28 protein-coding genes are annotated in these 24,737 nt (G+C 48.9%); 14 read left to right on the top strand and 14 right to left on the bottom strand.

Annotated features, from left to right (window positions below; all coding sequences use genetic code 11):
- The first annotated feature begins 36 nt into the window (after positions 1–36).
- The 3 genes from ACZ50P_RS12475 to ACZ50P_RS12485 all read left to right on the top strand — a co-directional run bounded on the left by ACZ50P_RS12475 (position 37) and on the right by ACZ50P_RS12485 (position 2,859).
- Positions 37–1,293: an ABC1 kinase family protein gene (locus ACZ50P_RS12475; RefSeq protein ID WP_464131519.1), complete on the top strand. Its 1,257-nt coding sequence runs from the start codon at positions 37–39 to the stop codon at positions 1,291–1,293.
- Between the two features lie 78 nt (positions 1,294–1,371).
- On the top strand, positions 1,372–2,412 hold the full coding sequence (locus ACZ50P_RS12480) for a cytochrome-c peroxidase (protein ID WP_464131521.1): 1,041 nt from the start codon (positions 1,372–1,374) through the stop codon (positions 2,410–2,412).
- A gap of 150 nt (positions 2,413–2,562) precedes the next feature.
- Positions 2,563–2,859 (top strand): hypothetical protein, encoded by a 297-nt coding sequence (locus ACZ50P_RS12485; protein ID WP_464131523.1) that lies wholly within the window; start codon positions 2,563–2,565, stop codon positions 2,857–2,859.
- A 23-nt stretch (positions 2,860–2,882) separates the two neighbouring features.
- Here ACZ50P_RS12485 and ACZ50P_RS12490 read toward each other — a convergent pair whose 3' ends face one another.
- The 5 genes from ACZ50P_RS12490 to ACZ50P_RS12510 are packed head-to-tail and all read right to left on the bottom strand — an operon-like array spanning position 2,883 to position 7,922.
- Entirely contained in the window at positions 2,883–3,677 is a 795-nt protein-coding gene (locus tag ACZ50P_RS12490; RefSeq protein WP_464131525.1) for a DUF1295 domain-containing protein, read from the bottom strand.
- A 9-nt stretch (positions 3,678–3,686) separates the two neighbouring features.
- Complete coding sequence (locus ACZ50P_RS12495) at positions 3,687–4,742, bottom strand: SAM-dependent methyltransferase (protein ID WP_464131527.1); 1,056 nt, start codon at positions 4,740–4,742, stop codon at positions 3,687–3,689.
- An 11-nt stretch (positions 4,743–4,753) separates the two neighbouring features.
- Positions 4,754–5,917 (bottom strand): class I SAM-dependent methyltransferase, encoded by a 1,164-nt coding sequence (locus tag ACZ50P_RS12500; protein WP_464135215.1) that lies wholly within the window; start codon positions 5,915–5,917, stop codon positions 4,754–4,756.
- A 5-nt stretch (positions 5,918–5,922) separates the two neighbouring features.
- Positions 5,923–6,669: a DUF1365 domain-containing protein gene (locus ACZ50P_RS12505; protein WP_464131529.1), complete on the bottom strand. Its 747-nt coding sequence runs from the start codon at positions 6,667–6,669 to the stop codon at positions 5,923–5,925.
- The gene (locus tag ACZ50P_RS12510) at positions 6,666–7,922 is read right to left on the bottom strand and encodes an NAD(P)/FAD-dependent oxidoreductase (RefSeq protein WP_464131530.1); all 1,257 of its coding nucleotides are present in this window, start codon (positions 7,920–7,922) and stop codon (positions 6,666–6,668) included. Before ACZ50P_RS12510 ends, ACZ50P_RS12505 begins: the two co-directional genes overlap by 4 nt.
- 91 nt (positions 7,923–8,013) lie before the next feature.
- On the opposite strand from ACZ50P_RS12510, the gene ACZ50P_RS12515 reads away from it, so the two are divergent.
- Entirely contained in the window at positions 8,014–8,931 is a 918-nt protein-coding gene (locus tag ACZ50P_RS12515) for a MerR family transcriptional regulator (RefSeq protein WP_464131532.1), read from the top strand.
- On the opposite strand, the gene ACZ50P_RS12520 is transcribed toward ACZ50P_RS12515, so the two are convergent.
- The 3 genes from ACZ50P_RS12520 to ACZ50P_RS12530 all read right to left on the bottom strand — a co-directional run bounded on the left by ACZ50P_RS12520 (position 8,928) and on the right by ACZ50P_RS12530 (position 10,622).
- On the bottom strand, positions 8,928–9,410 hold the full coding sequence (locus tag ACZ50P_RS12520; protein WP_464131534.1) for a lipocalin family protein: 483 nt from the start codon (positions 9,408–9,410) through the stop codon (positions 8,928–8,930). The genes ACZ50P_RS12515 and ACZ50P_RS12520 overlap by 4 nt on opposite strands.
- A gap of 57 nt (positions 9,411–9,467) precedes the next feature.
- A complete protein-coding gene (locus ACZ50P_RS12525; RefSeq protein ID WP_464120392.1) occupies positions 9,468–9,986 on the bottom strand; it encodes a lipocalin family protein in 519 nt (172 codons plus the stop codon).
- A 135-nt stretch (positions 9,987–10,121) separates the two neighbouring features.
- On the bottom strand, positions 10,122–10,622 hold the full coding sequence (locus tag ACZ50P_RS12530; RefSeq protein ID WP_464131536.1) for a hypothetical protein: 501 nt from the start codon (positions 10,620–10,622) through the stop codon (positions 10,122–10,124).
- A 144-nt stretch (positions 10,623–10,766) separates the two neighbouring features.
- Between ACZ50P_RS12530 and ACZ50P_RS12535 the strand changes: the two genes are divergently transcribed.
- Both ACZ50P_RS12535 and ACZ50P_RS12540 read left to right on the top strand, forming a co-directional pair.
- Positions 10,767–11,534, top strand: coding sequence for a helix-turn-helix domain-containing protein (locus ACZ50P_RS12535; protein WP_464131537.1), 768 nt, complete (start codon positions 10,767–10,769; stop codon positions 11,532–11,534).
- An 81-nt stretch (positions 11,535–11,615) separates the two neighbouring features.
- The gene (locus tag ACZ50P_RS12540; RefSeq protein WP_464131539.1) at positions 11,616–12,332 is read left to right on the top strand and encodes an alpha/beta fold hydrolase; all 717 of its coding nucleotides are present in this window, start codon (positions 11,616–11,618) and stop codon (positions 12,330–12,332) included.
- 18 nt (positions 12,333–12,350) lie between these two features.
- On the opposite strand, the gene ACZ50P_RS12545 is transcribed toward ACZ50P_RS12540, so the two are convergent.
- A complete protein-coding gene (locus ACZ50P_RS12545) occupies positions 12,351–12,854 on the bottom strand; it encodes a fascin domain-containing protein (RefSeq protein ID WP_464131541.1) in 504 nt (167 codons plus the stop codon).
- A gap of 226 nt (positions 12,855–13,080) precedes the next feature.
- Between ACZ50P_RS12545 and ACZ50P_RS12550 the strand changes: the two genes are divergently transcribed.
- The 6 genes from ACZ50P_RS12550 to ACZ50P_RS12575 all read left to right on the top strand — a co-directional run bounded on the left by ACZ50P_RS12550 (position 13,081) and on the right by ACZ50P_RS12575 (position 19,131).
- Entirely contained in the window at positions 13,081–13,932 is an 852-nt protein-coding gene (locus tag ACZ50P_RS12550) for a radical SAM/SPASM domain-containing protein (protein ID WP_464120384.1), read from the top strand.
- Between the two features lie 114 nt (positions 13,933–14,046).
- On the top strand, positions 14,047–14,502 hold the full coding sequence (gene nrfH / locus ACZ50P_RS12555) for a cytochrome c nitrite reductase small subunit (RefSeq protein WP_464120383.1): 456 nt from the start codon (positions 14,047–14,049) through the stop codon (positions 14,500–14,502).
- An 11-nt stretch (positions 14,503–14,513) separates the two neighbouring features.
- A complete protein-coding gene (locus ACZ50P_RS12560) occupies positions 14,514–15,902 on the top strand; it encodes an ammonia-forming cytochrome c nitrite reductase subunit c552 (protein ID WP_464120381.1) in 1,389 nt (462 codons plus the stop codon).
- 6 nt (positions 15,903–15,908) lie between these two features.
- Complete coding sequence (locus ACZ50P_RS12565; RefSeq protein WP_464131543.1) at positions 15,909–17,270, top strand: cytochrome c biogenesis ResB family protein; 1,362 nt, start codon at positions 15,909–15,911, stop codon at positions 17,268–17,270.
- 68 nt (positions 17,271–17,338) lie between these two features.
- Positions 17,339–18,565: an MFS transporter gene (locus tag ACZ50P_RS12570; RefSeq protein WP_464131545.1), complete on the top strand. Its 1,227-nt coding sequence runs from the start codon at positions 17,339–17,341 to the stop codon at positions 18,563–18,565.
- Positions 18,562–19,131 carry a DUF2239 family protein gene (locus ACZ50P_RS12575; protein ID WP_464131547.1) on the top strand — a complete coding sequence of 190 codons (570 nt, stop codon included), beginning with the start codon at positions 18,562–18,564 and terminating at the stop codon, positions 19,129–19,131. The genes ACZ50P_RS12570 and ACZ50P_RS12575 overlap by 4 nt, the downstream gene beginning before the upstream one ends.
- Before the next feature lie 106 nt (positions 19,132–19,237).
- Here the strand turns inward: ACZ50P_RS12575 and infA are convergent, their stop codons facing one another.
- The 4 genes from infA to ACZ50P_RS12595 form a co-directional block, all read right to left on the bottom strand.
- Complete coding sequence (gene infA, locus ACZ50P_RS12580) at positions 19,238–19,459, bottom strand: translation initiation factor IF-1 (RefSeq protein ID WP_262555574.1); 222 nt, start codon at positions 19,457–19,459, stop codon at positions 19,238–19,240.
- Between the two features lie 64 nt (positions 19,460–19,523).
- Positions 19,524–19,853: an RNA recognition motif domain-containing protein gene (locus ACZ50P_RS12585; RefSeq protein WP_464120374.1), complete on the bottom strand. Its 330-nt coding sequence runs from the start codon at positions 19,851–19,853 to the stop codon at positions 19,524–19,526.
- A gap of 314 nt (positions 19,854–20,167) precedes the next feature.
- A complete protein-coding gene (locus ACZ50P_RS12590) occupies positions 20,168–20,965 on the bottom strand; it encodes a trypsin-like serine protease (protein WP_464131549.1) in 798 nt (265 codons plus the stop codon).
- A gap of 126 nt (positions 20,966–21,091) precedes the next feature.
- The gene (locus ACZ50P_RS12595) at positions 21,092–21,697 is read right to left on the bottom strand and encodes an HdeD family acid-resistance protein (protein ID WP_464131551.1); all 606 of its coding nucleotides are present in this window, start codon (positions 21,695–21,697) and stop codon (positions 21,092–21,094) included.
- Positions 21,698–21,887: 190 nt separating this feature from the next.
- On the opposite strand from ACZ50P_RS12595, the gene ACZ50P_RS12600 reads away from it, so the two are divergent.
- Both ACZ50P_RS12600 and ACZ50P_RS12605 read left to right on the top strand, forming a co-directional pair.
- A complete protein-coding gene (locus tag ACZ50P_RS12600; RefSeq protein WP_464131553.1) occupies positions 21,888–23,357 on the top strand; it encodes an Ada metal-binding domain-containing protein in 1,470 nt (489 codons plus the stop codon).
- Complete coding sequence (locus ACZ50P_RS12605; protein ID WP_464131555.1) at positions 23,338–23,823, top strand: methylated-DNA--[protein]-cysteine S-methyltransferase; 486 nt, start codon at positions 23,338–23,340, stop codon at positions 23,821–23,823. The genes ACZ50P_RS12600 and ACZ50P_RS12605 overlap by 20 nt, the downstream gene beginning before the upstream one ends.
- Here ACZ50P_RS12605 and ACZ50P_RS12610 read toward each other — a convergent pair.
- Positions 23,810–24,718 (bottom strand): hypothetical protein, encoded by a 909-nt coding sequence (locus ACZ50P_RS12610; protein ID WP_464131557.1) that lies wholly within the window; start codon positions 24,716–24,718, stop codon positions 23,810–23,812. The genes ACZ50P_RS12605 and ACZ50P_RS12610 overlap by 14 nt on opposite strands.
- Positions 24,719–24,737 lie beyond the last annotated feature (19 nt).

Here is a 24,737-nt window from a genome sequence, read left to right on the forward strand (position 1 = left end):
AGCAGCCGATTTAAACGGACATTGGAACTAACCAAAATGGCAACCAAGATTGGTATTAAGGAGCTGACTTCCGGGGACATCCAGTCACGCATTGAGCAGGCTAAAATCCTTACCGAAAGCCTTGGGAACCTGCGTGGGGCCGCCATGAAGGCCGGACAGCTTTTAAGTCTTGATCTGGATGACTACTTTCCTCCAGAAGCCATCCAGATCCTGTCACAACTGCAACACCAGGTCTGGGAAAGTCCCGATCTGGATCTGGCTGCCACCCTAAGAAAAGAACTTTCCCCCGCCCAACTTCAGCGATTGCAAGACATACAGTTCAAACCCTTTGCCGCCGCCAGCATGGGGCAGGTCTATCGTGCCAAGGTCGATGGTAAGCCTGTGGTCGTTAAGGCTCAGTATCCGGACTTGGAAAAATCCATTACAAATGACATCAGAGCACTTCAGAAAATTATATCGGCCTTCTGCCTTCTCACCGGCAGAAACATGAATCTGGACTATTTATTCACCGAAATTGAAGAGGTTTTGTTGCAAGAAGTGAATTATCTCAATGAAGCTGAAGCCTTGGAAAAATTCAACGATCTCTTTTCAAGCCACAACTGGCGCTATGCCAAGGTCACAACTCCCCGGCCCCTGTCAGACCTTAGCACACAAAAGATTTTGTGCCTGACATTCGAATCCGGACTGACTTTGAAAGAATGGATGGACACCGCACCAGCCAAAGCCAAACGTGAAATCGTCGCCAAGACACTGCTAGAGCTTTACATCATGGAATTCTTTGTCTGGGGCTTCGTCCAGACGGACCCAAACCCCGGAAACTTTCTGATTCGGGAAATTCCGCATCCGGAAATTGTCGCTTTGGACTTTGGCGCTTCGAAGTACTACCCGCAGGACTTTCGCAATAAATATGTTGAACTCCTAAACTCTATCCACAGCTCAAATCCTGAGTCTATCTTGGATAATGCCATCAGCTTTGGTCTGTTGGATGCTCGGGAAAGCAGGGAATCAAAGCTTATCTTTGTTGAACTGATGAAGCTGGGCATGAGTCCGTTCTTCAATGATACGCCCGGGAAAAAGTTCAACTTTAAAAATGATGACTTTTTAAAAGAGAACTCTCGCCTGTCAAGGCAACTGATTCAGAGTCTTAAATTCTCACCACCTCCGCACAAACTGATTTTTCTGCACCGGAAATTAGGAGGAGTATTCGCAATTCTAAGAAAACTCGAGGTCGAACTCGATTTACACGAGTATTGGGAGCGAATAACAACCTCAATGCCACTTTCTAAATCATAAAATCTATGTACAATAGAGCTTTGCAAATTCTCTGTCCGATAAACCAAAAAAAATCGCAACTCAACTGAAAGGCTTTCGATGAAAATTCCTTCACTACTTTTTTCAGGTGTTTTGATCTTAGGACTGCACGCTCACTCCGCTTCGGGCGACAAAGAACTTGTCAACACAGCCAAGGCGCTATTTGGGATCATTCCCGCGAAGTCTCCGACTCCGGACAAAATCTCTGCTGAACAAATTGAATTGGGAAGAAAGATCTTTTTTGACTATCGCCTGTCCAAGGACGGCAGCACCACGTGTGTGCGCTGTCACCAACCCCAGTACTTCAGCACCGATCGCCTGGCTCAGTCCGCAGGTTTTAACAACAACAAAGGCGCGCGCAACGCTCAATCCATTTTGAACCTGAAATATCAGGACATCGTTCACTGGCGCAACGATCGCACCAGTATCGAAGATCAGGCTTTGCGTTCGTTCACAACACCGCTCAGCTACGGAAATTCCTCCACTGAAGAGGCTTTGAAAAGATTTGAGCTGGCCGGATACACACCCTTGTTCCAAAAAGCGTTTCCGAAATCAGAAAAACCTCTGACTTTAGAAAACGCCGCTTCAGCTTTAGGCAGCTATCAAAGATCACTGACCACGCGGGCCCCATTTGATCGATTCATGGAAGGAGATGTAAAGGCCATTTCCACACAAGCCCGCCAAGGTCTGCAGGAATTTATCACAGTCGGCTGTGCTTCTTGCCACAACGGAACCGCTGTGGGTGGTCGCACCATGCAAAAATTTGGTGTATTCCAGAATTACTGGAATGTGACCAAATCCAAGAATCCAGACAAGGGACGACAAGACGTCACCAAGAAAGATGAAGATCTTTACGTGTTCAAAGTCCCATCACTGCGCAATATCACTGAAACGGCCCCCTACTTCCATGATGCTTCTGCCAAGGATCTGGAAACGGCCATTCGCTGGATGGGAAAATTGCAGCTAAACAAAGATCTCTCAGATAATCAGGTCGTTTTGATTAAAGCCTTTTTGGAAAGTCTGACGGGCGAACTTCCTAAGAACTTCCGTGAAGCTCCGACTTTACCTCCCCAGCCTTATGCAGGTCTGGAACCTCTTTAGTTTCTTTTGCGGCACCACAAGGTGCCGCTTTTTTTTTGCCCTGACTCCCCTGCTTCTTTGCACCCCATCAACAAAAACCTGCCCTTCCTCTCTTGAGCCAATATATTTGTCTCAAACATACTTTTCAAAACGAAGAAAGGGCAATGATCTATGAAAACAACCATGAACCTTGTTTCAGCCGCCACGATTCTGGCTCTGACCCTGACAGCATCTTTTGCTTTTGCCCGGGACACGATGCCACCCAAAGCTCCAACAGTTAACTGGAGCAATCTGCAGCGCGAAAACATGGCAAAAATGCATGAAGACATGGCGAAGTGTCTTCGCACGTCTAAATCCCCTTCGGAGTGCCAGGCAGACATGCGAATGGCCTGCAAAAACATGGGCGAAAATGGATGCCCTATGATGGACAAAAAAAAAGGGCGCCATATGATGATGTACGAGGAGTAATTCCCGCAAAAGGACTGGTGAGTCTATCCTCCTTTTTTGGGGAACCAGGGAACAAAGGCCGAGGTCTCAGCCTGATAGCGGCGATAGGCCTCGCCCCGCTTTTGCAAAGCCTGTGCTTCCGACGGAGGAATTCCGGTCACTTTGAGCAAAATAAACAATATAGTTAACGGGGCATAGATTGTGTACAATGCCCCTTCCGTTCCCAGAGCGGTCACATAAAATCCCCACCACACAAGACTCTCAAAAAAATAATTCGGATGGCGCGAATACTTCCAAAGCCCCACATTGCACACCTTGGCGCGGTTGTCAGGATTGGATTTGAAATTCTGAGCCTGGGCATCAGCAATCCCTTCCCCCCACAGAGCCAGCAGACTTAATGCCAACCCCACAACTTCCCACAACGACAAGACTTCCGTTGTATTCCGAAGTGGTTCTAAAAACACCAGACTTAGCACAACAACACTGACACCCTGGTACTGGAAGAACAGAAAAAATCGAGACCTCAAGTGAGCCCCATAATCCTGTCGCAAGGTTTGATAGCGCGAATCTTCCTTGGGATGATGTAGATAGATCCTTCGGGCAAGGAAGTAGGACAGCCGCAGACTCCACAACCCCACAATCGATAAAATCAGAAGCTTTCGGACCCACCAGCCCTCAGTCATAAAAGAATAAAAACCGCTCACCAGAAAGAACGACAAGGACCATACGACGTCCACAATCCCATAGTTGTCCCATCGGCGTCCCAAAGCCCAGGTGACCGTCATCACCAGGAACATGATAAACAGCGCTGCCAGAATCTGAATCCAAAAATTTTCCATCTAATTCCCCTAGCGTGGCCTGTTTTTAAAAAGGTAATGAGAGACTCCCCATTCACGCCCCTCATCAAATCCGAACAGCTCTGAGCACGACATAAAAAAGACACGCCAGCGTTCAAACCATCTGTCGCTTTCCGCCGAACCATAGACCTCGCGGAAGATCCGCATGATGGCATCCCGGTTCTGATCCATGTTCCGCAACCAAGCTTCAGAAGTTTTTTGATAGTGTGTCCCGCGCCAACTCCATTGCTGTTCCAAAAGAAGGTCTTTTTGGAAATAAGTCAGCAAATGATGACTTGGCATCTGTCCGCCGGTAAAGAAGTACCGTCCCATCCAATTGTCATCACCTTCGGTTTCAAAAGGATATGAATAGCGACTATGGGTGAAGATATGTACGAAGAACTTACCCTCAGGTTTTAACCACTGACTGATTTTTTCAAACAGCTTTTCATAGTTTCGGACATGTTCCAACATCTCAACACTGATGACCCGATCAAAACCGCTGAGCCAGTTATCCGGAGCCTGGAATGTACTGATATCCCCAGTAAGGATGGTCACATTGTGCAACCCCCTTTTTTGGGCCTGATCCATGATATATTGACGTTGTGAGTTTGAATTGGAGATCCCCACAATCTGCGCCTGCGGAAATTGTGCCGCCAGGTTTAATGAGACAGATCCCCAGCCACAACCGAGATCAAGAATTCTCATACCATCTTGGACCTCGGCCCGCTGAAAGGTGATCTGCAAGGCAGTCTCTTCGGACTGATCCAGACTGTGGCATCCTTCGGGCCAATAACCAGAGCTGTACTTTTTATTTTTTCCCAGCACAAGCTCATAAAAATCTGCCGGCAACTCGTAATGCTGCTGGTTCGCCTTCTCGGTGGCAAAAGCGATCGCGGACTGTTTTAGTGCACCCACGTAAGAGGAATTGCGTTCTTGCTCAAGCTCTGGGTCTGAGACTTCCAAACTTTTCAGTCGCTGGCGACACAGCTGACGAATCCCGGCTCGAATCATCGGCTCGGGAATCCACCCTCGTTCCATCCAGTCAATAAATACTCCCAGTGCCATGGTGGATCTCCTTATTTTTGCATCAGATAGTGACCGACATTGATGCGTTCGGCCCGGAAGGCCCCTTCGCAATAACTCAGGTACAGATTCCACAGGCGCATAAACCTGTCATCAAACCCCAGACTGCGCACATCCCCTTCGGCCTCCTGGAAGTTCTGTCGCCACTTCACCAGGGTGTCGGCGTAGGAAACTCCAAACTCAAAGGGCTTTTCATCCTTCAGATCAAATCTTCTGGCATAGTCCGCGAACACTTTCGGTGCCAGCAACATTCCTCCTGGAAAGACATAGTTCTGAATAAAGTCTGTTTTTCGACGGTACTGATCGAAGTACTGATCCTGCATTGTGATGGACTGGACCAGGGCAGCCCCCTTGTCTTTCAGACACCCACTGACTTTTCCAAAGAAATCGGGCCAGTACTTCTCGCCCACAGCTTCGACCATTTCAATCGAGACAATTTTATCGTAGCGCCCTTCAATCTCGCGATAGTCCTGTTGTCGAAGATCGATGTGATTTCCCAAGCCCAATCTGGCAATGAGGTCACGATTGTATCTTGCCTGTGACGGCGAGTTCATCACTGCCGTCACACGACAGCCGGTTCTTTCAATTGCCCGAGAGAAAAAGCCACCCCAGCCACAACCGATCTCAAGAACATGATCCCCAGGTCGTATATCAAGCACATCGATAATTCGATCGTACTTCTTCATCTGGGCTTCCCGCAGATCCTGTGTCGGATCGGCGAAGAGGCCCGCCGAATAGGTCATACTGGGATCCAGCCAAAGACTATAGAAACTGTTCCCCAGATCGTAATGGGCCATAATGTTTTTCTTGGCCCCTTGTTTGGTGTTCGGATTCATCAAGTGACGAAGACGGGCCCACAAAGTCCCATACCAGGTTCCGTGCAGAAGACGATTCACGGAATCTTCGTTCATACACGCCCACTGCACCAGAGCAGAAACATCGTCGACGACAAGATCCCCACGAATGATCGCCTCAGCCAGTCCCAGATCCCCTTTGTCGACAAGTTCATCAAAAACTTTCCAGGTTTTGGCGTGAACGGAAATCTGAGGACCTCCCGATCCGAACGAATCCACCGTTCCATCCGGGAAGGTCAGATGAAGTGTCGCACCTTTGGAGTTTCCCAGAAGCTTGATCAAAATTTTTGTTTTAAACGTCATCTTGCTCACGTGATCTCCTTGCGCGGCGGTTCCGGCTTTTTATAAAAACTCACTCGCTTCATCCAAAGCCTCAGGGCCTGCCAATGTATCCGAATGACCACCAGTGGCGTCATCCAGCCGTAGCTCCAAAACAACTTCCAGGGGGACTGCTTTTCAAAATCCGTCACGGCCCCTTCAATCCAAGATGAAAATCTAAGGTTTTCATCCGCATCGTAATAAAAGATCTCAACCCGGGAACGGTTGCTATCAAACTGAAAGCGAAATTTATAGAAGCCATCCACGGGGAAAAAAGGGCTGACATGAAAAACCTTTTCAGAACGATAAAACTGCGCCCCTTCTATACCCTGCGGCGGACAGATCCAGTAAAAGTGCCGTTCTCCGAAGGTGTTGTTCACCTCACACAAGACGGCCTCAAGATGTCCCTTTCGACGGCAAAACCAGAAACTGACCGGATTAAAGACATATCCCAACATTCTGGGGAATGTCTGCAGAACAACCTCTTCAGGTTCGTACTGGCATTTTTCCTTTAAAAAGCGAAATACCGAATCCTTCAAGGACTCCTTGTGGCCCTGAAGATAGTCCTGCGAGTGCAAGGACAAAAGCCCGAAGGTTTTACGCTTCAGAAGCTGAAGACTGGCGTCCTCTTCAAGCAGCGGAAAAAGCAAAGCAAAGGTGGGATAGCGAAAGCTGTGTCGCACCTGATGGCTTCGACTGTGATAGACATGGCCTTTAAGAATTTGCAGGGACATCATGAGACCTCCCAGGGAGGCTTAATCCCCATCAGTTCACCCACGCGGACAGCACTGAGCAGTCCATCCTCGTGAAAACCATATCGCGTCCACGCCCCGGCAAAATAAACTCCTCCCCGGCCCTGAATCTGCGACAACGCCTTCTGAGCCTCAATGGCCTTTTGGTCAAACTGCGGATGATGATAAGTGAACTCCTGAAGAACTTCCTGAACCGGAGAGCGCGGATTGAGAGTGACAAAGTAATCCTTGTCCGTCCCCAATGGCTGAAGTTTGTTGATAAAATAGGTCAAAGAAACATTCTCGTGGTTCTGACCTTCCGGGGATCCCAGAACATTCCAGGACGACCAACACTTTCTTCTGGTCGGCATAAACGACGCATCCGTGTGCAGATAGGTTTTATTTGCACTTGTCTTCACAGCCTCTAAGACTTGATGTTCAAGAGGGGACACATTTTCCAGAATTTGTAGTGTAATGGGGGCATGGGTCGCCAGGACAACTCGGTCAAACTCCAGACACTCTCCGCGAACCTTTACCAAAACTTTTCCTGCGCGTCGCTCGACGCCGGTCACTGGAGAGTTTAAATGCACGAACGGAATTCGCGCCGCCACCTTTTTGACATATTCCACCGAGCCCCCTTTGACGGTTCTCCAAACAGGTCGATTGCTAATTTGCAAAAGGCGATGATTAATAAAAAACGTCAAAAAGCTTTCGGCAGGAAAATGCTCCATGCCGCGCTCCGGGGTGGACCAAATCGCTGCTCCGATTGGAAGAAGGTAGTCGCGCTTGAATTCTTCACTATAGGATCGAGTGTGCATCAGTTGTCCAAGAGTCCACCCGTTCTTTTGCGCCAGGCTTCTGTTAGTCTCGGCTTCACGGTGAAATCGCGTGATATCATACAGCATTCTAAGAAAACCCGGGCGAACGATATTACTTCTTTGAGCAAAAACAGTGTCCAGACTTGTTCCTGCCCACTCCAACCCCTTATGAGGAGCTTTAATGGCCAGAGACATGTCAGAGGCAGCAGTCTCTACCTGAAGCTCCTTGAGGAAACTTTTCAGATGAGGATAGGTCAGTTCGTTGTAGACAAGAAAGCCGGTGTCGACTGGAATATCAGAGCTGCCGTCTTTGACACGCACCGTGTTAGCATGTCCTCCCAGGCGACTGTCAGATTCGAAGAGGTGAACCTCATCCGTCTGACTCATAATCCATGCCGCCCCCAAACCACTGATCCCGGAACCGATGACCGCTGTCTTCATTTGACACCTCACACATGCCATATGACTTACTTTCACCCTATTGTATAGTTTTTTCTATACATTTTAAAGAGACCATGGATAAAATAGGTCAATGGCTAAGAAGGATTCTTTTTCGATACGACAGGTGATTGAGCTCACAGGGCTTTCTGAATTTACGTTGCGCGGCTGGGAAACACGTTATAAAGCCTTTAAACCCAAGCGCAGCTCCACGGGCCGAAGAATTTATTCGCTTGAAGATATTCAGAAAGCTCGTCTTTTGCAGGCCCTCCTGGATAAAGGTTATAAGATCGGCAACATCGCCAAACTGGAACTGACTGATTTGGAGAAAATTCTTCCTCAGCAGGAAGCCGCCACAGCCACCCCGACTCCTCCTGACAGACAGCTCAACTTTATCAACCAACTTTTGGATCTAGCCCACCTTTATAAATGGGACGATATCTCTGATCGACTTCAGAAAAAGCGCCGCAGCCTGAAGCCAGACGCATTTGTGACGACCATCCTGACTCCCTTGGCCGGACAAATGGGGTCACTGGTTGCTGCAAACCAACTGTCCGTGGGACAGGAGCACATCCTGTCTGCCTTTATCAAAGAGCAACTGATACTCGTTCAAACCGACAGCAAAAAAAAGAAGTCCAAGTCTCGTATTGTCATGACCACTCCAGACGGTGATCTGCACGATATGGGTATCGCCTTTGCTTCCTGCCTTAGCAGACTTGAAGGACTTCAAACTTTGTTCCTTGGCCCCAGCACCCCCAAAAAGGATCTTAGCGAAACCTGCCTGCGCTATCAGGCCTCCCACCTGCTTCTTTCCAGCACTGTGTCTGAAAAAGAGGGCGCCAAAGAAAGTCTTTTTAGCTACATCAACTTCCTTGATCGAAACTTGCCTGCGGAAATTGAATTCCTTTTGGCTGGGCGAAATACAAATCAAATGGAGTTAAAGCTAAAACGGAAGGTCACGGGTTTTTTATCCATGCAACAGTTCCAGGATTACCTCAAAGAGCTGCCCTAGTTAGCTCCCCAGACCTGGGGAACTTTCTGAATTTTGGAAGTGTCATAGCCCATAGACTTCACCTTGTTGATTATGCCTGAATAGACGGCCTCATCCAAATGAGGCTTGCGAGCCATAATCCAAAGGTAATTGCGACTGGGAACACCGATCACGGTGTAGGAATAGTCTGGCGCCAAATCCACAACGAGATAGGAAAACTTCAACGGCCACCACGGCTGAACTCGCCATTCTGCATTTGTCTTCTTGTCATAGATCCAAGCTTTCTGCGGATACTTCTTCAGCGGCCCGGACGGCGTCTTTGCATTAAAACGGAAAGAGACATCAATTCGATCCTCTTTGGCGTTCCAAGCATAGGTTTCGATGGCATTATTCGCACCCTTTTCGACGAACGTGGGGATATTGGCGATCACATACCAGTCCCCCATAAATCTGGGGATATCAACATAAGATACTGTTGGCAGCGGATCTTGCGAAGACATTGTCCCACACCCTCCAAGCATCAACAAAACTGTGATCGCCGTTAAAAGTTTCATAAATCAATACTGATCGTAAATAAGATCATCCAGCTTGAAGCCACGTTGTTTGAGTCGTTCTAACATCTGCGCCAACACCTGGGCATCCATCGGCGCTTTTCGCGACAGAATAAACAAAGACTTCTTCTTCGGGCCACTGACCACAGCCCATTGATAATCGGGGTCAAGGTCCACGATCCAGTAGTCGCCACGGGCAAAAAAGTTAAATCGCACCTTGAGCTTGGCCGGAACAGCCGGATCCACCACTTTTGCTTCGCCTGAAATATCACTCACCGCCCCGTTTTCTTTGTAACAGGTGTTTTTAACGGAAACTGACAAGGGGCTCAGGACACCGTACTCTGCCGTCGAACGGACGCAGTTGCGCTGAAAGAAGTTGGGAGAGTGGGCAATTTCATACCAGAGGCCCGCATAACGATTCAAATCCACCGCAGGGACAACCTCGGGATCTGATGGATCTTCCGCATGGGTGAGCGGAGCAAAAGTCAAAACTAGCAACGACAAGAGCGAAATAACTGTTTTCATACAAGTTCCTTCTCTGTTTTGAGCTCACCATCTATTGTATAGAAAAACCTATACATATTCAAGAGAAAGTAAACACTTGTGTTTTCCAACACTTGAGACTGCTCCTGGGCCAAAAAAGAGATAAACTGGCACTTTTCACTTCTTGGTCTTATTTAGCATTTCCAGAAGGAAAGTGTTTTCCCGTTTCTTATCCGCTTTGATGGGTTTGGACGTCTTTTTTCGCGGCTCATCGGAGGGGGCTTTTGATCTGGGCACTCCTGAAAACTTCACGGGAGTTCCCAGAAGCGGATTTCTTTTGGTGATTTCACGAACAAACTGCCGGACCTCCTCTTCAAAGTTTTCTGACTCTGCCGGGATGTACAACCAGTCCCGGTTGGCCGGATGATTTTCCAGGAAAGAGAACTTCAGGAAAAAAGCACTCTGCTTACGGTACTCAACCGGCAGAATACAGCCATTCCAAAGCTGAAAAGGATACAAGACCCCTTTATGCTCGTGGGTGCTGGCCGGATCCTCCACCAAAATCATGACAAGCTTCATATCAAGATAATAGGCCATCCCCCCATGTTGCGGGGCGGACTGCACGTCTGTGGGCAGTAGCTCCTGGATCCAAAGAAGTTCATTCAGCGCGTTCTTCATTCTGACACTTTACCACCACCTGGCGCTGGCGGCGCTTAAAATTCTTGTCTTTTATTAGAAATCAAAGTCTTTTATTTTGACCTTTCTTGCGCCAAATCTTACAAAAAGGGTCAATTTTTGCTCTTTTTAATAGACCGGAGCGCCATGAAAGCCGAAGAAGCCAAAATCAAGGACAGCCTTAAGAAGCTCATGAAGGAACAGGGTCTTCAGTACAGTGATCTTGCAAAAAAACTGCGTGTCTCCACTGCCACCGTCAAAAGACGACTTAACAAGGGGGAGCTGAGCCTGTCAGAACTCAGCGAAATCGCCACCAGCCTGGGCACTTCTTTTTACGAGTTAATCGAGATCAGCAAGCACAACACACCCAAGCCTTACCTGTTCAGCGAAGAACAGGAAAAGCTTTTTGCCAGCGATCTCAGCTATCTGCTGCTGTTCCGATCCATTGTCATGGGACTTAACTTTGCCCAGTTAAAAACCAGCTTGAACTTAAAAGAGACCGAACTTCGTAAAAGATTGCGCCAACTGGAAAACGTGGAGCTCATCAAACTAATGCCGCGGGATCGAATCTACCAGATGGCCCGCTTCCCGTTTCAATGGCGCGAAGACGGTCTGCTGCAGAAAGCCTACTATCAGCAGAATCTACGCTCCATTTTCAGTTTCATCACCAAGAGTTATAAGTCATCGACCTATGACGAAGGCACTGGCTGTGTTTGCAAGCCTTTTGAACTTCTGCTTTCGGTCGAACAGAAGAAATCCTTTGCCCGAGACCTTATGGAAGTCCTGGCCCGGTATCAGAAGCTTTCACAGCTGGAGCTAAATACCAAAAGCACCAAAGGGGTCACAGTCTCGGGAATTATTCACGCGGATGAGTTTTCAATCTGGCAAGTCGATCGCCTGGGCATCCCGCTGTAAGGAGCCAGCCTGAAAAGCTCGATGTTGAATGCGCGGATGAAAGTGCCTTGAATTTTTTCCCGTTAAATGCACAATAAGCCCATGGACAATCGCAATGATCTGACTCCCACAGTTTTTCTTCCCGGCTTCTTGTGCGATGAACGTGTTTGGAGTGATACCCTGGCGCGTTTGAACTTGCCGGGGGCTATGCTTGCCGTGCATTTCAAGGACTGCAAGGACCTTCAGGAGATGCTCAATCTTGTACACGATCTGCCCTACCACCAATTTCATCTGGTGGGTTTTTCGATGGGCGGATACGTTGCGAAGCTTTTTGCCACCCAACAACCGGATCGAGTGCAGAGTTTAAGCCTAGTGGCCACCAATGTAGGTCCTTTAAGTGAGCGCGAAAGACAATGGCGCCTGAGCATGAAGGAGTTTCTTGGCAAATACCAATATCGTGGCATGAACGAAAAAGAACTATCGCGTTTTCTGCACCCCAAGTCGTTGACCGACGCCCACATCACCCGAACCATTGTGGATATGAGCGCAGGCTACACATCAGAGATGTATTTAAATCAGATGATGGCCACCCTGGACCGAAAAGATCTGACTTCGGAACTGCGCCAGCTGTCCTGCCCCATTCTGCTTGTGGGCGGACGAGAGGATCGCGTGGTCCCCTTGAAACAACTGGAAGCTCTGCAACAGCAAATTCCCAAAGCCCAACTTGATGTCATAGAGGAATGCGGTCACTACATTCCCCTGGAAAAACCCGCCGAGATGGCGCAGATCCTTTCTCAGTTTTTTTCGGGCCACCCCTGAACACATCCACTCAATAGCCTAGGGCCTGCAAATGATTCGGAACTTTTCCCAGTTCCCAATCTGAGTTGCATCTGTGTGAATGGTGTCTGTGATCCGACCTCCACCACCGACGGCTGTAAGGTAGTTGCCACTGATTGTCTGAATTGCGTATACGCCATTCCCCAATGAAATCAGTTTGAATTTTTCCCACGCTTGCAAGAGGGTCGCATCCGAGTGAATGACATCCGTGATGCGACCGCCACCCCCAACAGCCGTCAGATAGTAGCCTTTGACCGTCTTGATTCCATAATTGATAAAAGAGCTGCCATCACAGGAATCAACGAGTGTGAAGCGTTCCCAGGACCCCACCCGAGTGGCGTCAGTATGAATAACATCTGTCACACGTCCACCGCCACCGACAGCCGTGACATAGTTTCCAGTATAGGTTTTTATCACACAGGAAAGCGGAGCATTGCAGGCCGACGCCGGAGCCGCCGCCATTCCCACAAACAAGAGCACAGAAAGAGCAAATGCTGATTTCATTTGGAATCTCCTTGGGTCTTTAAAGACCTCCACAGCCCCAGCTGATACCACGATGAAAACAAATTCAATCTTTGCCCTGCGAAAATGTCGAGATAATGCCCCTGTCAGTCCAGTCCGGTGTCAGGACACCTTGAGGTTGAAAACTCCGCCTTGCTTATCCGCAACTTCCAGTGTTATCTAGGGGCTGACGAGGTCCATCATTAGGCAAAAAAATCGTTTCAACAAAGTGAACATTGAAATCAGCAACATCTGCAACCTCCAGTGCAGTTTCTGTCCTCCGGTGGAACGCGAGAAGAAAATGATGGCCCCTGAGGTCTTTCGTTCGGTGATCGAACAAGTGGCCCCGATGACGGATCAGGTGACATTGCACCTGATGGGTGACCCCCTGGTCCACCCGCGGCTGCCGGAATTCATCGATATCTGCAAAGAAAACCAAGTTCCCATTTTCTTTGTGACCAACGGGGTTTTGTTAACAGAGCTTAAAGAAGACATCCTTCTTGATAAGATCATTCGCCAGATCAATTTTTCTCTGCACAGCTTTCATGACAACTACGGCGACAAAGACCCAAGCGTTTATCTGAAAAAAATCTTCAGGTTCACGGAAAGGGCTTTTGTTGAAAGACCCGACCTTTACATCAACTACCGCCTTTGGAATCTGGATGAGCCCCTGGGCGTCGGCCTGCAAAATCGGTCCATGTTGGATCGGGTTTGCCAGTTTTTTGACTTCACTTTCAATGAGAATATCGATATTCGGCGACAAAAAAGTGTGCGCATCAAGAACCGCCTGCATTTGCACTTTGATACCGAATTCACCTGGCCATCCCTTGATCTGCCGGTTTTGGGACAACGGGGCACCTGCTACGGGCTGACCAGCCATTTTGGAGTGTTGGCCGACGGGACCGTGGTGCCATGCTGTCTGGACAAGGAAGGAAAAATCCCCCTGGGCCGAGTGCAAGATCAGCCGATTGAGTCCATCTTAAACAGTGAACGATCGCAAAGAATTTTGGCCGGTTTTAAAAGCAACAAGCTGACCGAGGAGCTGTGCCAGCGCTGCAATTACATCACTCGCTTCGGATAACGGGGCCGTGCCTTCCAACACCAACAGCCTTCCCGGGGTGGATTCATGACACATTCCACCCATTCCACTTATTTTCACTAGTACTCATGCGTAAACTTTTGTAAATTTACGCACATGAACAGGTCAAACACAGTTAACATCCTTGTACTTATCCTCTTTGGTATCGTGATTGGCCTGGGTTGTTATTCATTTATCTACGCCAAGGGTTATTCCTACATGTCGGATGACCCCAAGGCCTGTGTGAACTGCCATATCATGCAGGACAATCTGAATTCGTGGCAAAAGTCCGCCCATCATCATGTTGCCAAATGCAACGACTGTCATTTGCCTCACAACATCATCGGTAAATACGCCGTCAAAGCCTTGAACGGCTGGGCGCATTCGTCGGCCTTCACGCTGCAGAACTTTCATGAGCCTATTCTGATTAAGGAACACAGCCTGCAGGTGGTGAAAAACTCCTGCCTGTCCTGCCATCAACCCATGGTGCAAGCCATGGATCGATCCAATACAAATCATAATGAAGATGCCAACTGCCTGCACTGCCATCGCGGCGTCGGCCACGCAAGATAAGGAGTTCGACTATGAACAAAAATAAATGGATGTTTCTGGCCGTTGGTGGCGCTGCTATTGCCACCGTCCTTGTCACCGCACTCCTGGTAAATATCTTTGAAAGAAAATCCGAAGGGAAGAATCCTTTCTACCGTGTGGTTGAAATCAACGACGAAATTGACGATCCGGCTGTCTGGGGCAAAAACTTCCCTCATCAGTATGACTCTTACATGAAAACCGCAGACATGACTCACACCAAATATGGTGGCTCTGAGGCCTTCCCACACATCCCGACAGATAAAGATCCCCGGGACAAGGTTTCCACGCAAAAGCTGGACGAGGATCCTCGCCTGAAAATCATGTGGGCGGGATACGCGTTTGCAACAGACTTCCGCGAGGAACGTGGTCACGCCTATATGCTGATCGATCAGATGTTCACAGAACGTCAAAACGTGACGAAACAACCCGGCACTTGCCTGAACTGTCACGCATCCCTGTACACGCTTTATAAAAAACTGGGTCAGGGCGACATCACCAAGGGTTTTGAGGAAATGAACAAGATCCCCTACAAAGACATCGTTCATTCCGTCAAACACCCCGTATCCTGCATCGATTGTCATGACCCTTCCACGATGGCTTTGCGTGTGACCCGCCCGGCTTTCATGGAAGGCATCAAGGCCGTCAAAGCCAAAGAAGGCATCAAGGAATATGACGTGAACAAAATGGCCTCTCGTCAGGAGATGCGCACATTCGTCTGCGGCCAGTGTCACGTTGAGTACTACTTTAAAGGTCCGGACAAGCGCCTGGTGTATCCGTGGGCCAAAGGCTTAAAGGCTGACCAAATCATGGAATACTACAAAGAAGATGGTCATAAGGACTGGGTCCATGCCATGACCGGTGCGGAAGTTCTCAAAGCCCAGCATCCTGAGTTTGAAATGTTCAATCAGGGCACTCATGCGCGTGCGGGTGTTGCCTGCGTGGATTGCCATATGCCTTATAAACGTGTCGGCGCCATGAAAATCACGGACCATCATGTGCAAAGCCCACTGTTGAACATCAACAAAGCCTGCCAGACTTGCCACAACGTTCCCGAAAACGAGCTGAAGTCCCGGGTGGAAACCATTCAAGATCGTCACATTCAACTGCGCAATGTGGCCTTTGATGCACTGGTGGACTTTATCAACGACCTGAAGGAGTTCAAAGATGTGGATCTGAAGAAAACTCCGAACGCCACACTGGCCAAAGCCCGCGCCCTGCAGAAGGAAGCCCAATTCCTGTTTGATTTCGTTGAAGCCGAAAACTCTTCAGGCTTCCACGCACCTCAGGAATCCGCACGCATCCTGGGACTTTCCATCGAGAAAGTACGCGAGGGACAAAAGCTTGTGGCTGAACTTCGCAGAAGCAAAGTGGCTGGAAATTAGGTTCTGGTGTTTCGATCTGTCCTTAAGTTCTTCGCTTCACTTCAACTGGCAGTGGTCATCATTGCCATGCTGGCGGTCCTGATATCCGTGGGCACCCTTGTGGAGGCCCGTTACGACGCCTGGACCGCCAAGAATCTGGTGTACAACTCAGTCTGGATGTATCTTACTCTGGGGTTGCTGACACTCAGCCTGGTTGCGGTCATGGTGGATCGCTGGCCCTGGAAGCCCCACCACGCGGCTTTTATTTTTGCTCACGTCGGTATCATCATTATTCTCTATGGATCTGTACTGACTCAGTTCTTTGGAATTGATGGCACCATTCGCCTGCCCCGGTCGGGAGAACCCGTCAGGGAAGTCACCCTGCAAGACACCGAGTTGATAGTCTATCGTTCGCGCAATGGGGACAGCTATGAGCAGGTCTTCCGCGAAGATGTTAATTTTCTGAAAAAACCCATCACACCCCAGCATCCATATCTTATTAAAGCAAAGGGACTCAGCTTTGAGCTGTTGGAATCCATCGATTATGGGCAAGCGCAAATCAAAGTCGAGGAATCACCAAACTTACAAAGTGGTGCCGCCATCCGCTATCAACTTTCCAATGCCAATGTCAGCGAAGTGGACTGGCTGATCCAACGCAATCTTTTTGAACGGGCCGAAAAACAAGTGGGCCCTGTCCTGATCACCATGGGCGGCCTTTGGGAGCGAACACCTGAAATCAATGAAATTCGACTTTTCCAAAAGCAGGATACAACCCTGCACTATGCGCTGTACAACAGGGAAAGCTCCAATCCTTTTAAGAAAGGGCAGCTGCAAGAAGGACAAACCCTTGCGACTGGCTGGATGGGGCTGGAACTGAAGGCACTTCGCTATTTCCCCAAAGCTCAGCAAAAATACGAAGTCAAAGCGCTAGAGCGCCCGACTCCCAACACCCGCCCTGCGGTTCGAGTCCGGCATAACGGACAGGAAAGTTATCTGATCCTGAATGACTATGTGAAAGTCTTTACAGACGAATGGGTGTACTTGGTCGCATACACAAATAAGCGCGTACCCTTGGGGTTTGATATCTCTTTGGCCAACTTTAAAAAATCCGATTATCCCGGCACCATGCGAGCCATGGCCTATCAAAGCGAAGTTCACTATGGCGAAAATGAAAAAGCCCTGATTTCCATGAATGAGCCTTTAAAATATAAATCCTTTTATCTGTACCAGGCCAGCTTTGAGGATTCCCCCACCGGCCAGGCGCGGGCCTCGATCTTGTCAGTGAATCATGATCCGGGACGAATCTGGAAGTATTCAGGATCATTGATTATGTGCCTGGGGGTCGTTCTTCTATTCTATTTCAGAAAAAAAAGACCTGCCCCTCAATAATATTACCCGGGTGATATTGACTTTTTATTTTACCCGGGTAATATCCTTCCTTGAAGGAAGGTCCTTTTATGAAGTTCACAGGTTATCAGAAATTTGTCATCGCCCTGCTCGCATTTCTGCAATTCACAATTATTTTGGACTTCATGATCTTGTCCCCCTTGGGGGCCTTATTGATGCCAGCCCTTAAGATCACGGCAGCGCAGTTCGGAACGGTGGTGTCGGCTTACGCCATAAGTGCCGCGGCCTCCAGCATGTTCACCGCAGGTTTTGCCGATCGCTTTGATCGCAAGAAGTTACTTTTGTTTTTCTATGTCGGATTCACTCTGGGCACCTTGTTCTGCGCCCTGGCCCCGAACTACACGCTGCTGCTGACAGCCCGAATTGTCACAGGTATCTTTGGCGGCGTCATCGGCTCTATTTCATTTGCCATCATGACTGATATCTTTCCGCTGGAGCAACGTGGACGAATCATGGGTTTTATGCAAACGGCATTTGCCGCAAGCCAAGTCCTTGGCCTGCCGATCGGACTTTATCTTTCCAATCTTTGGGGTTGGCATGCCCCCTTCCTGATGATCGTTGCTATCAGCGGGATCGCAGGTGTTTTTATCTGGCGATATCTACAACCCATCACCGGTCATTTGACTTTGCAGGTGGATAAGAAGGCTTATCTGCATCTGTGGCACACCCTGACGGACCGACAATATGCCCTGCCCTTTTTGGCAACGGCCCTGCTGTCCATCGGAGGCTTTATGATCATGCCTTTTGCCAGCGCTTTCACCGTCAACAACCTAGGGATCGGTATGGAAAAGCTCCCGATGATTTACATGATCACAGGCCTGGCTTCCATCTTGATTGGGCCCTTGATTGGAAAAGTCAGTGACACCTACGGGGGCATGAAGGTCTTCTTCTTTGGTACGATCGTAAGCTCTGTCATGGTGATGATTTACACTCACCTGGGAACCACTCCGCTATGGTTGGTGATCATCGTGAATGTTGCCATGTTCGTGGGTATTTTTTCTCGCATGATCCCGTCGCAGACGTTGATGTCGGCCATTCCTTCTCCGGCCAATCGGGGATCTTTTATGTCCGTCAGCTCATCGCTGCAGCAACTGGCAGGCGGTTTGGGAGCCATTATTGCCGGCGCCATCGTGGTACAGGAAAGCTCCGGCATGATCCGGCACTTTGAAGTGATCGGCTACATCATGGTGGTTCTGGGACTGCTGATTCTTGCAATGATGTTCTTTATCAATCGAGCCGTTGAAAAACTCAAATCCGCAACAAGGGAGTCCCCGTGACACCACAACCCAACCGGCCCTGCACGGCCTTTGCCAACCATAAAATCATCGCCACAGGGGATATTCAGGAAGTGGCCTTAAAAGTGAAAAGCTTCCTGAATGATCACAAGGCACAGATTCTGATCTTTGACGACGTCACCAGCGCCCAGATCGAGCTGGATCTGCGTGGCACGGCGGAAGCTGTTGCCCGACGCCTGGAAAAAATGCTGGAGCCGCAGGAAAAAAAGGCGGGACCGGGACGTCCGAAATTGGGCGTGGTTTCCAAAGAAGTCACGTTACTGCCTCATCACTGGGAGTGGTTGGCCCTACAGCCCGGCGGCGCATCAGTGACTTTGCGTAAACTCATTGAAGAAGCAAGAAAGAAAAACGCCTCTAAGGATCTCATCCGACAAGCTCAGGAATCCACTTACAAATTCATGCAGGCAATGGCCGGAGACCTGCCTGACTATGAAGAGGCTCTACGAGCCCTTTATGCCGGCGATGAAAAAAGTTTTGAAAAGAGAATCGCTGACTGGCCCGCTGATATCAAAAAACACACGTCAAAACTTGCAAAGAACGCATTTTAAAATTGTGAAAGGTGTGGGTACGTTGAAACCCCGACGATGCTCGGAGAGACCTTCAGTATTATATTCCTTCAGGTCTTTCTTTGCAGTATTTGTTCTGAATGAAAATTTAAGCTTTGAAACGATGAGTGATAAGACCGTGCGTTGGATCGTACGGGGACACCCCGACGGTGACGCGGTCGCCGACGACAACCTTGATCTTAAATTTTTTCATTTTCCCGCACAGGCGCGCTCTGATGTCGACACCATTTTCGAGCGTTATGAAGTACACTCCACCACCGGAAAGATCCGATACTTTCCCATCAATCATAACCAAATCATCTTTAGCCATGGTCCTCCCTGAAAATGACAAGGCCGGCATGACACCGGCCTTGAATTAGACGCTGTCTGGAAAACTAGTAAGAACGACGGTTGCTGGAACCCCAGCTGTTGTTGTTACGACGGAAGCCGCCGCCACCACCGCCACCGGAACGTGGCTCTTGAGGTTTGGCTTCAGAGATATTCATCGCGCGACCTTCACAGTCCATCCCGTTAAGTTTTTCAATAACAGATTGGGCTTCGCTGTCTGAGGACATCTCAACAAAAGCAAAGCCTTTGCTGCGACCAGTATCGCGATCTGTGATGATATTCACAGAATCAACTGTTCCAACTTCAGAAAACATCTCTGTCAAACGATCAGAGCTAACCGAAAAAGATAAATTGCCTACGTATAATTTTTTTCCCATTTTGTGCCTCCTTAAAAAGCTTGGGGCCATTCGCAGAAGACAAAAGGGCATCTAATGAACTGTGTGAACGACTATGTACATGCAGTAGAACACATCGAAGACTAGATAGATATAGCTAAAACCGTTAATTGAACTTTATATTAAAAAGACCGCTCAGATCCAACACAGAGCTTTTGACGACCATTCAAGACAAGTCTTTAGACCTTTGACACATCATAAGTGAGACGGACCCATTGCGCTTGCACGCATCAAACTCATGTCCGCCTCACAGAGAACTCCACCTTCAGTTTGAAGTCTTCCTCAACTGGCTGAGGCTATTTTCCGGCCAAGCACGCGGCAATCGCGCGTTTAAATTCACTAGAGCCTGTCACAGAGGTTCCCGAGTTGGTGTAGCGAGCACCGACTTTGACCATATAATCGGCTCTGCAACCACCATGGGTGTTGATTCCGACAACTTCATTGGTTTTTTCATTGATCACCGGCGCCCCCCAGCTGCCATAAGAGGTGTCAGCATCGTGTTCAATGATTTCAGCAATCAGGAAGAGACCGGCCTTAACCAGTTTCCCGCGGGACACCTGCTGTGCAAAGTGCATGGTTTCTGGATATTGACTGGCAGGTATATTCCCCTGACGGATATCGTAGATGTCATTCAAAGCGTAAGCGTATTGAACGACCCGAATCGGGTCCCCGTTCTGAGATTTTTTTTCAGCCAGGCGATAGAAGCCCTGAACGTCACCCGCATTCTTTTGCGTCACTTTGTTTGGAAGCAAACGCAAAACAGCCCATTGACTACCAATCCCACCACGCTTAAACACGGTCGCACTTTTGTCCACGTAATAAACATCTTCAGAAGATGACATCTGAGAAATCCCGGCAACCGAAGCTGGAACATTAAACTCCACCAAATCACGATTCTGAGCGCACTCACCAATCGTGATGACACAGTTTAGACCCACCAGTGTCGCTCCACACCCAGACGTTGCACCTTCTTTGACCAGCCTCCCGACTTTGGGATCAAAGGAAGGAACTCGGTCATCAGTTTTTCCGCAGATTTCCGCCTGCGCCACGTTGGCAGTCAGCCACAATCCAAGAACCACATTCAGAACTTTCATTTTCAAAAACCTCCGTAAAAAAATTTGTAGCAACATTATTTTTCACGAAGATTTTGTCTAGAATAAAACTGACCCTGCAACGATAAGACGCAGGTTTGATCGAATATAAAAATCGAACATTCGAAGTTAAGGATGCAACTCAGAGTCCTGATCTCTGTCTCTCTCATGCGGGGCCCGGTAGGTGCTTTTTCGCCAGCTATGTCCGGCAGAACGAAGCTCTTGTTTTATCTTTTTCACTGAAACACCCATGCCGATAAAGCTCAGTCCCACCAGGATCAGATCCACTCCCACAAAAGTTCCTATTGTCCAGAAAGCCGATGCTGGAAAAGTCAGAAGCACTATACTGCCCAGCAGGAATGACGTGGCTCCACTGACGGCCATCCAGCCCCACCCCGGCGTGCGTTCACTTAACGAACCAATCAACTTTGTCAGGCCCGAGGCAAGCAGAAGAAAACTGACAAGCAAAGTCAGCCCCAACGTGTTTTCAATCGGGTTACGCACTATCAGGAACGAACACGCCAGCGACAGAATACCCAATCCCAGGTGAGGCCACAGTTCTCCATCTTTGCGCCCTTGAACCCCATAGGTGATTTCAAAAACGCCGGCAACACCCAAAACAGCACCCAGGAATACCACCGAGGCCAAGGTCGAAACGGAGGCAAAGATCACCGCCGCAATACCCAGAAGAAGCATAACTGTTCCCAAAAAAATCATCCGATTTGATGGATTCATGAAGACCTCCTGCTGTCGAATTTGTTGATGCCCTTACTATATCAATCTGCTCCCGACTGGTAAGTGAGTAACTTGACAGAGTTTTGCTCTGTCACAGATCAGGGTCCAGGGCGGCCGATGTCTTCTCATCAAAAAACGATCATGTCCGAAAATAGCCACTTTTTTGCAAAAACAGAGATATACTGCCCCCATGAAGAAGAGCGACATCTACTATGAAGCCATGAAAGCCCGGGATCCACGTTTTGACGGCAAGTTCTTTGTCGGCGTCAAAACCACCGGGATCTATTGTCGCCCTATTTGTCCAGCCAAACCAAAAAAAGAAAATGTGGAATTCTTCCAGTCCCATCTGGAAGCGGAAAAAGCCGGCTATCGTCCCTGCTTGCGCTGTCGACCGGAAAGCGCCCCCCAATCCCCCGCATGGGTGGGAAAGTCCGCAGTCGTACAAAGAGCCGTTAAAGTTCTAAATTCCCAGGAAAGCATCGAATTCAATGAAGATGCCTTCGCCGCTTTGTTCGGAGTCAGTGCCAGACACCTGCGCCGTCTTTTTATTGAAGAAATTGGCAAAACCCCCAAACAATTGTCCTTTGAAAACCGCCTGAATCTGGCAAGACAACTGATCGTGGAAACCTCGCTTCCCATCACGGAGGTCGCTTTTGCCGCAGGCTTTGATTCCATCCGCCGCTTCAATGATGCCTTCAAGGATCGTTTCAAAAAGGCCCCGCGCGAGGTTCGACGGCAAAAAAGTGCCCCCCCAGGAGCCCTGCGAATCAGTCTGCCTTACCGGCCGCCATTTGATTTCGATGGCCTGATGAACTCTTATCAAAATCACCGGATGGGTTCACTGGAGTGGTTCACGGACAACAAAATGCTGCGGGTGATTTCCATCGGCGGAAAGGTGGGAACGGTCACAATCTCCAATCAGCCGGAAAAATCTGCTTTGCTTGTAGAAATCAATTCCCCTGACACTTCGGTGATTCACACGATCATATCACGTGTGCGCAATCAGTTTGATCTGGACTCAGACCCCGTGATTGTTGCCAACTGTCTGGAAGCCGACACTGACATCAAAAAAATGCTGAAATCCTATCCCGGCATTCGCCTGCCTTCGGGATGGGACCCCTTCGAAGTGGCGATTTCAGCCATCCTTGGACAGCTGGTCAGTATCGAAAGGGGCCGCGCCTTGGTCGCTGATCTGATTGATCTTGCCGGAAAGGATTCAGGCCTGGTGCTGAACAACACCCGTATCAAACTCTTCCCCACAGCAGAAGATATTCTGTCCTGTGATCTGCGTTCCCTGAAAACCACCGGGGCCCGCAAACAGACTTTGCTGGATTTTTCCAAAGCTCTGGTTGAAAAGAAGATCTCTTTGCAACCGACTCAGGACGTGGATCATTTTTTGGAAAGCATCCAAAAGATTCGTGGCATAGGTCCGTGGACCGCACAGTATATGGCTTTAAAAGTTCTGCGCCACACGGACACGTTTCCTGCGACAGATCTGATTCTGGCACGCGCCCTGGAAAAACATCGAAAAATAAAACTGGAACAGTTCAGTCCCTGGAAAGGCTATCTTGCAGCCTTGTTCTGGAGAAACTACACCCACAAGCTGACAAAACGTTCTTCCCGAAAGAAAGGATCAGGCCATGGAAAAAGCCCAACTTAAAATTAAAACTCTGCTGGGAGACCTGTATCTGGTGGCCTCCTCTGAAGGCCTGCACAGTGTCTTCTGGGAAAAATCCGCGGTTCCCCTGCTGAAAGACCCCAACAGTGCGGCGGCTATGGTGTTGATTCAGACTCAAAATCAACTTGAAGAATATCTTGCCGGAACCCGAAAAGAATTTGACCTTCCACTAGCCCCCGAGGGCACGGAGTTTCAAAAGAAAGTCTGGAAAGAGCTGCGACGAATCCCCTTTGGCAAAACTCGGTCGTACAAACAACTGGCCACGGCACTGGGAAGCCCCCGGGCCAGTCGTGCCGTCGGAACAGCCAACGGGAAGAATCCACTTTGCCTTGTTATTCCCTGCCATCGCGTGATTAATACCGATGGCGGGCTTGGCGGTTATTCAGGCGGATTAAAAATCAAACAGCGGCTGCTGAATTTAGAGCAAGAAGTCCTTAAAGCAAAATGACCCAGTCTTTTACTACGCTTTGGAAATGAGGTTTTCGCTTTAGTGATTCCAGGAACGGATAATCAACCAGATCCTGCAAAGAAGTCTGCACTCCTGCCAGTCGCAGATGAAAACTTGTGGTCTGATAGCGGAAGCGCTCGCTTAAATTGAATGCCACCCGGGCCAGGGCTCGCAGGGTCTTCACGTGCTTGGCATCAAGTCCCTCGAGGCCGGAGAGTTCCAGCATCAGCAGCAAATCCTTATCAGTAATGCTTTCCCGCAGGAAGTTGGACTGCAAATAAGCCAGCATCATAAAGCTGCTGACCTCCATCACCCCTATTTCCTCCAAGGCTCTTTTAAGATGGGTGCGGCTTTCAAATTCGCAAACATAAGAGTTCATTTCATACAGCATGCGATGAACGGCATCAGAGGCCTCGGCGACGCCTAACAGCTCGCAGGTGTTGGCGCAGGATTCCTCAATTAGCATTCGCATCACGTAGTCACGCTGAGAATCCAGGGAAGTTCCCGGTCTCGGCCCGACTCCCCAATGACGGGTCGTCAAAGTACGGATCACAGCATGACTGGCTTCATGAAAAACATAGTTCTTTTTCAGGTTGCCTTCCAGATCCTCCCAGGTCAGGGATTCCAACTGTGTTTTTGCAAGCTGGGCAAAAACCCCAACATTATCAACATAGGGAAGCACCTTGGTCTGCAGAAGGCTTTCCAGTTGCAAAAGCGGAAACACTTCGTAGAATTCATTGCGTTCTTTGCTGAAGGAAAAACCAAATTTTTCTGCAGCCTTGCGAATGGATCGATAAAAGCGATTGTGTTGAATCAGGTAGCCATCACCGAAACTTTCCGGCAATCCGTGACTTGCGAATTTTTGATGCTGCTCCAGCAGCCGGCTGATTTTCATAGGGGCATTCTGCCCCAGG

Source organism: Bdellovibrio sp. CKG001 (genome assembly GCF_055397465.1).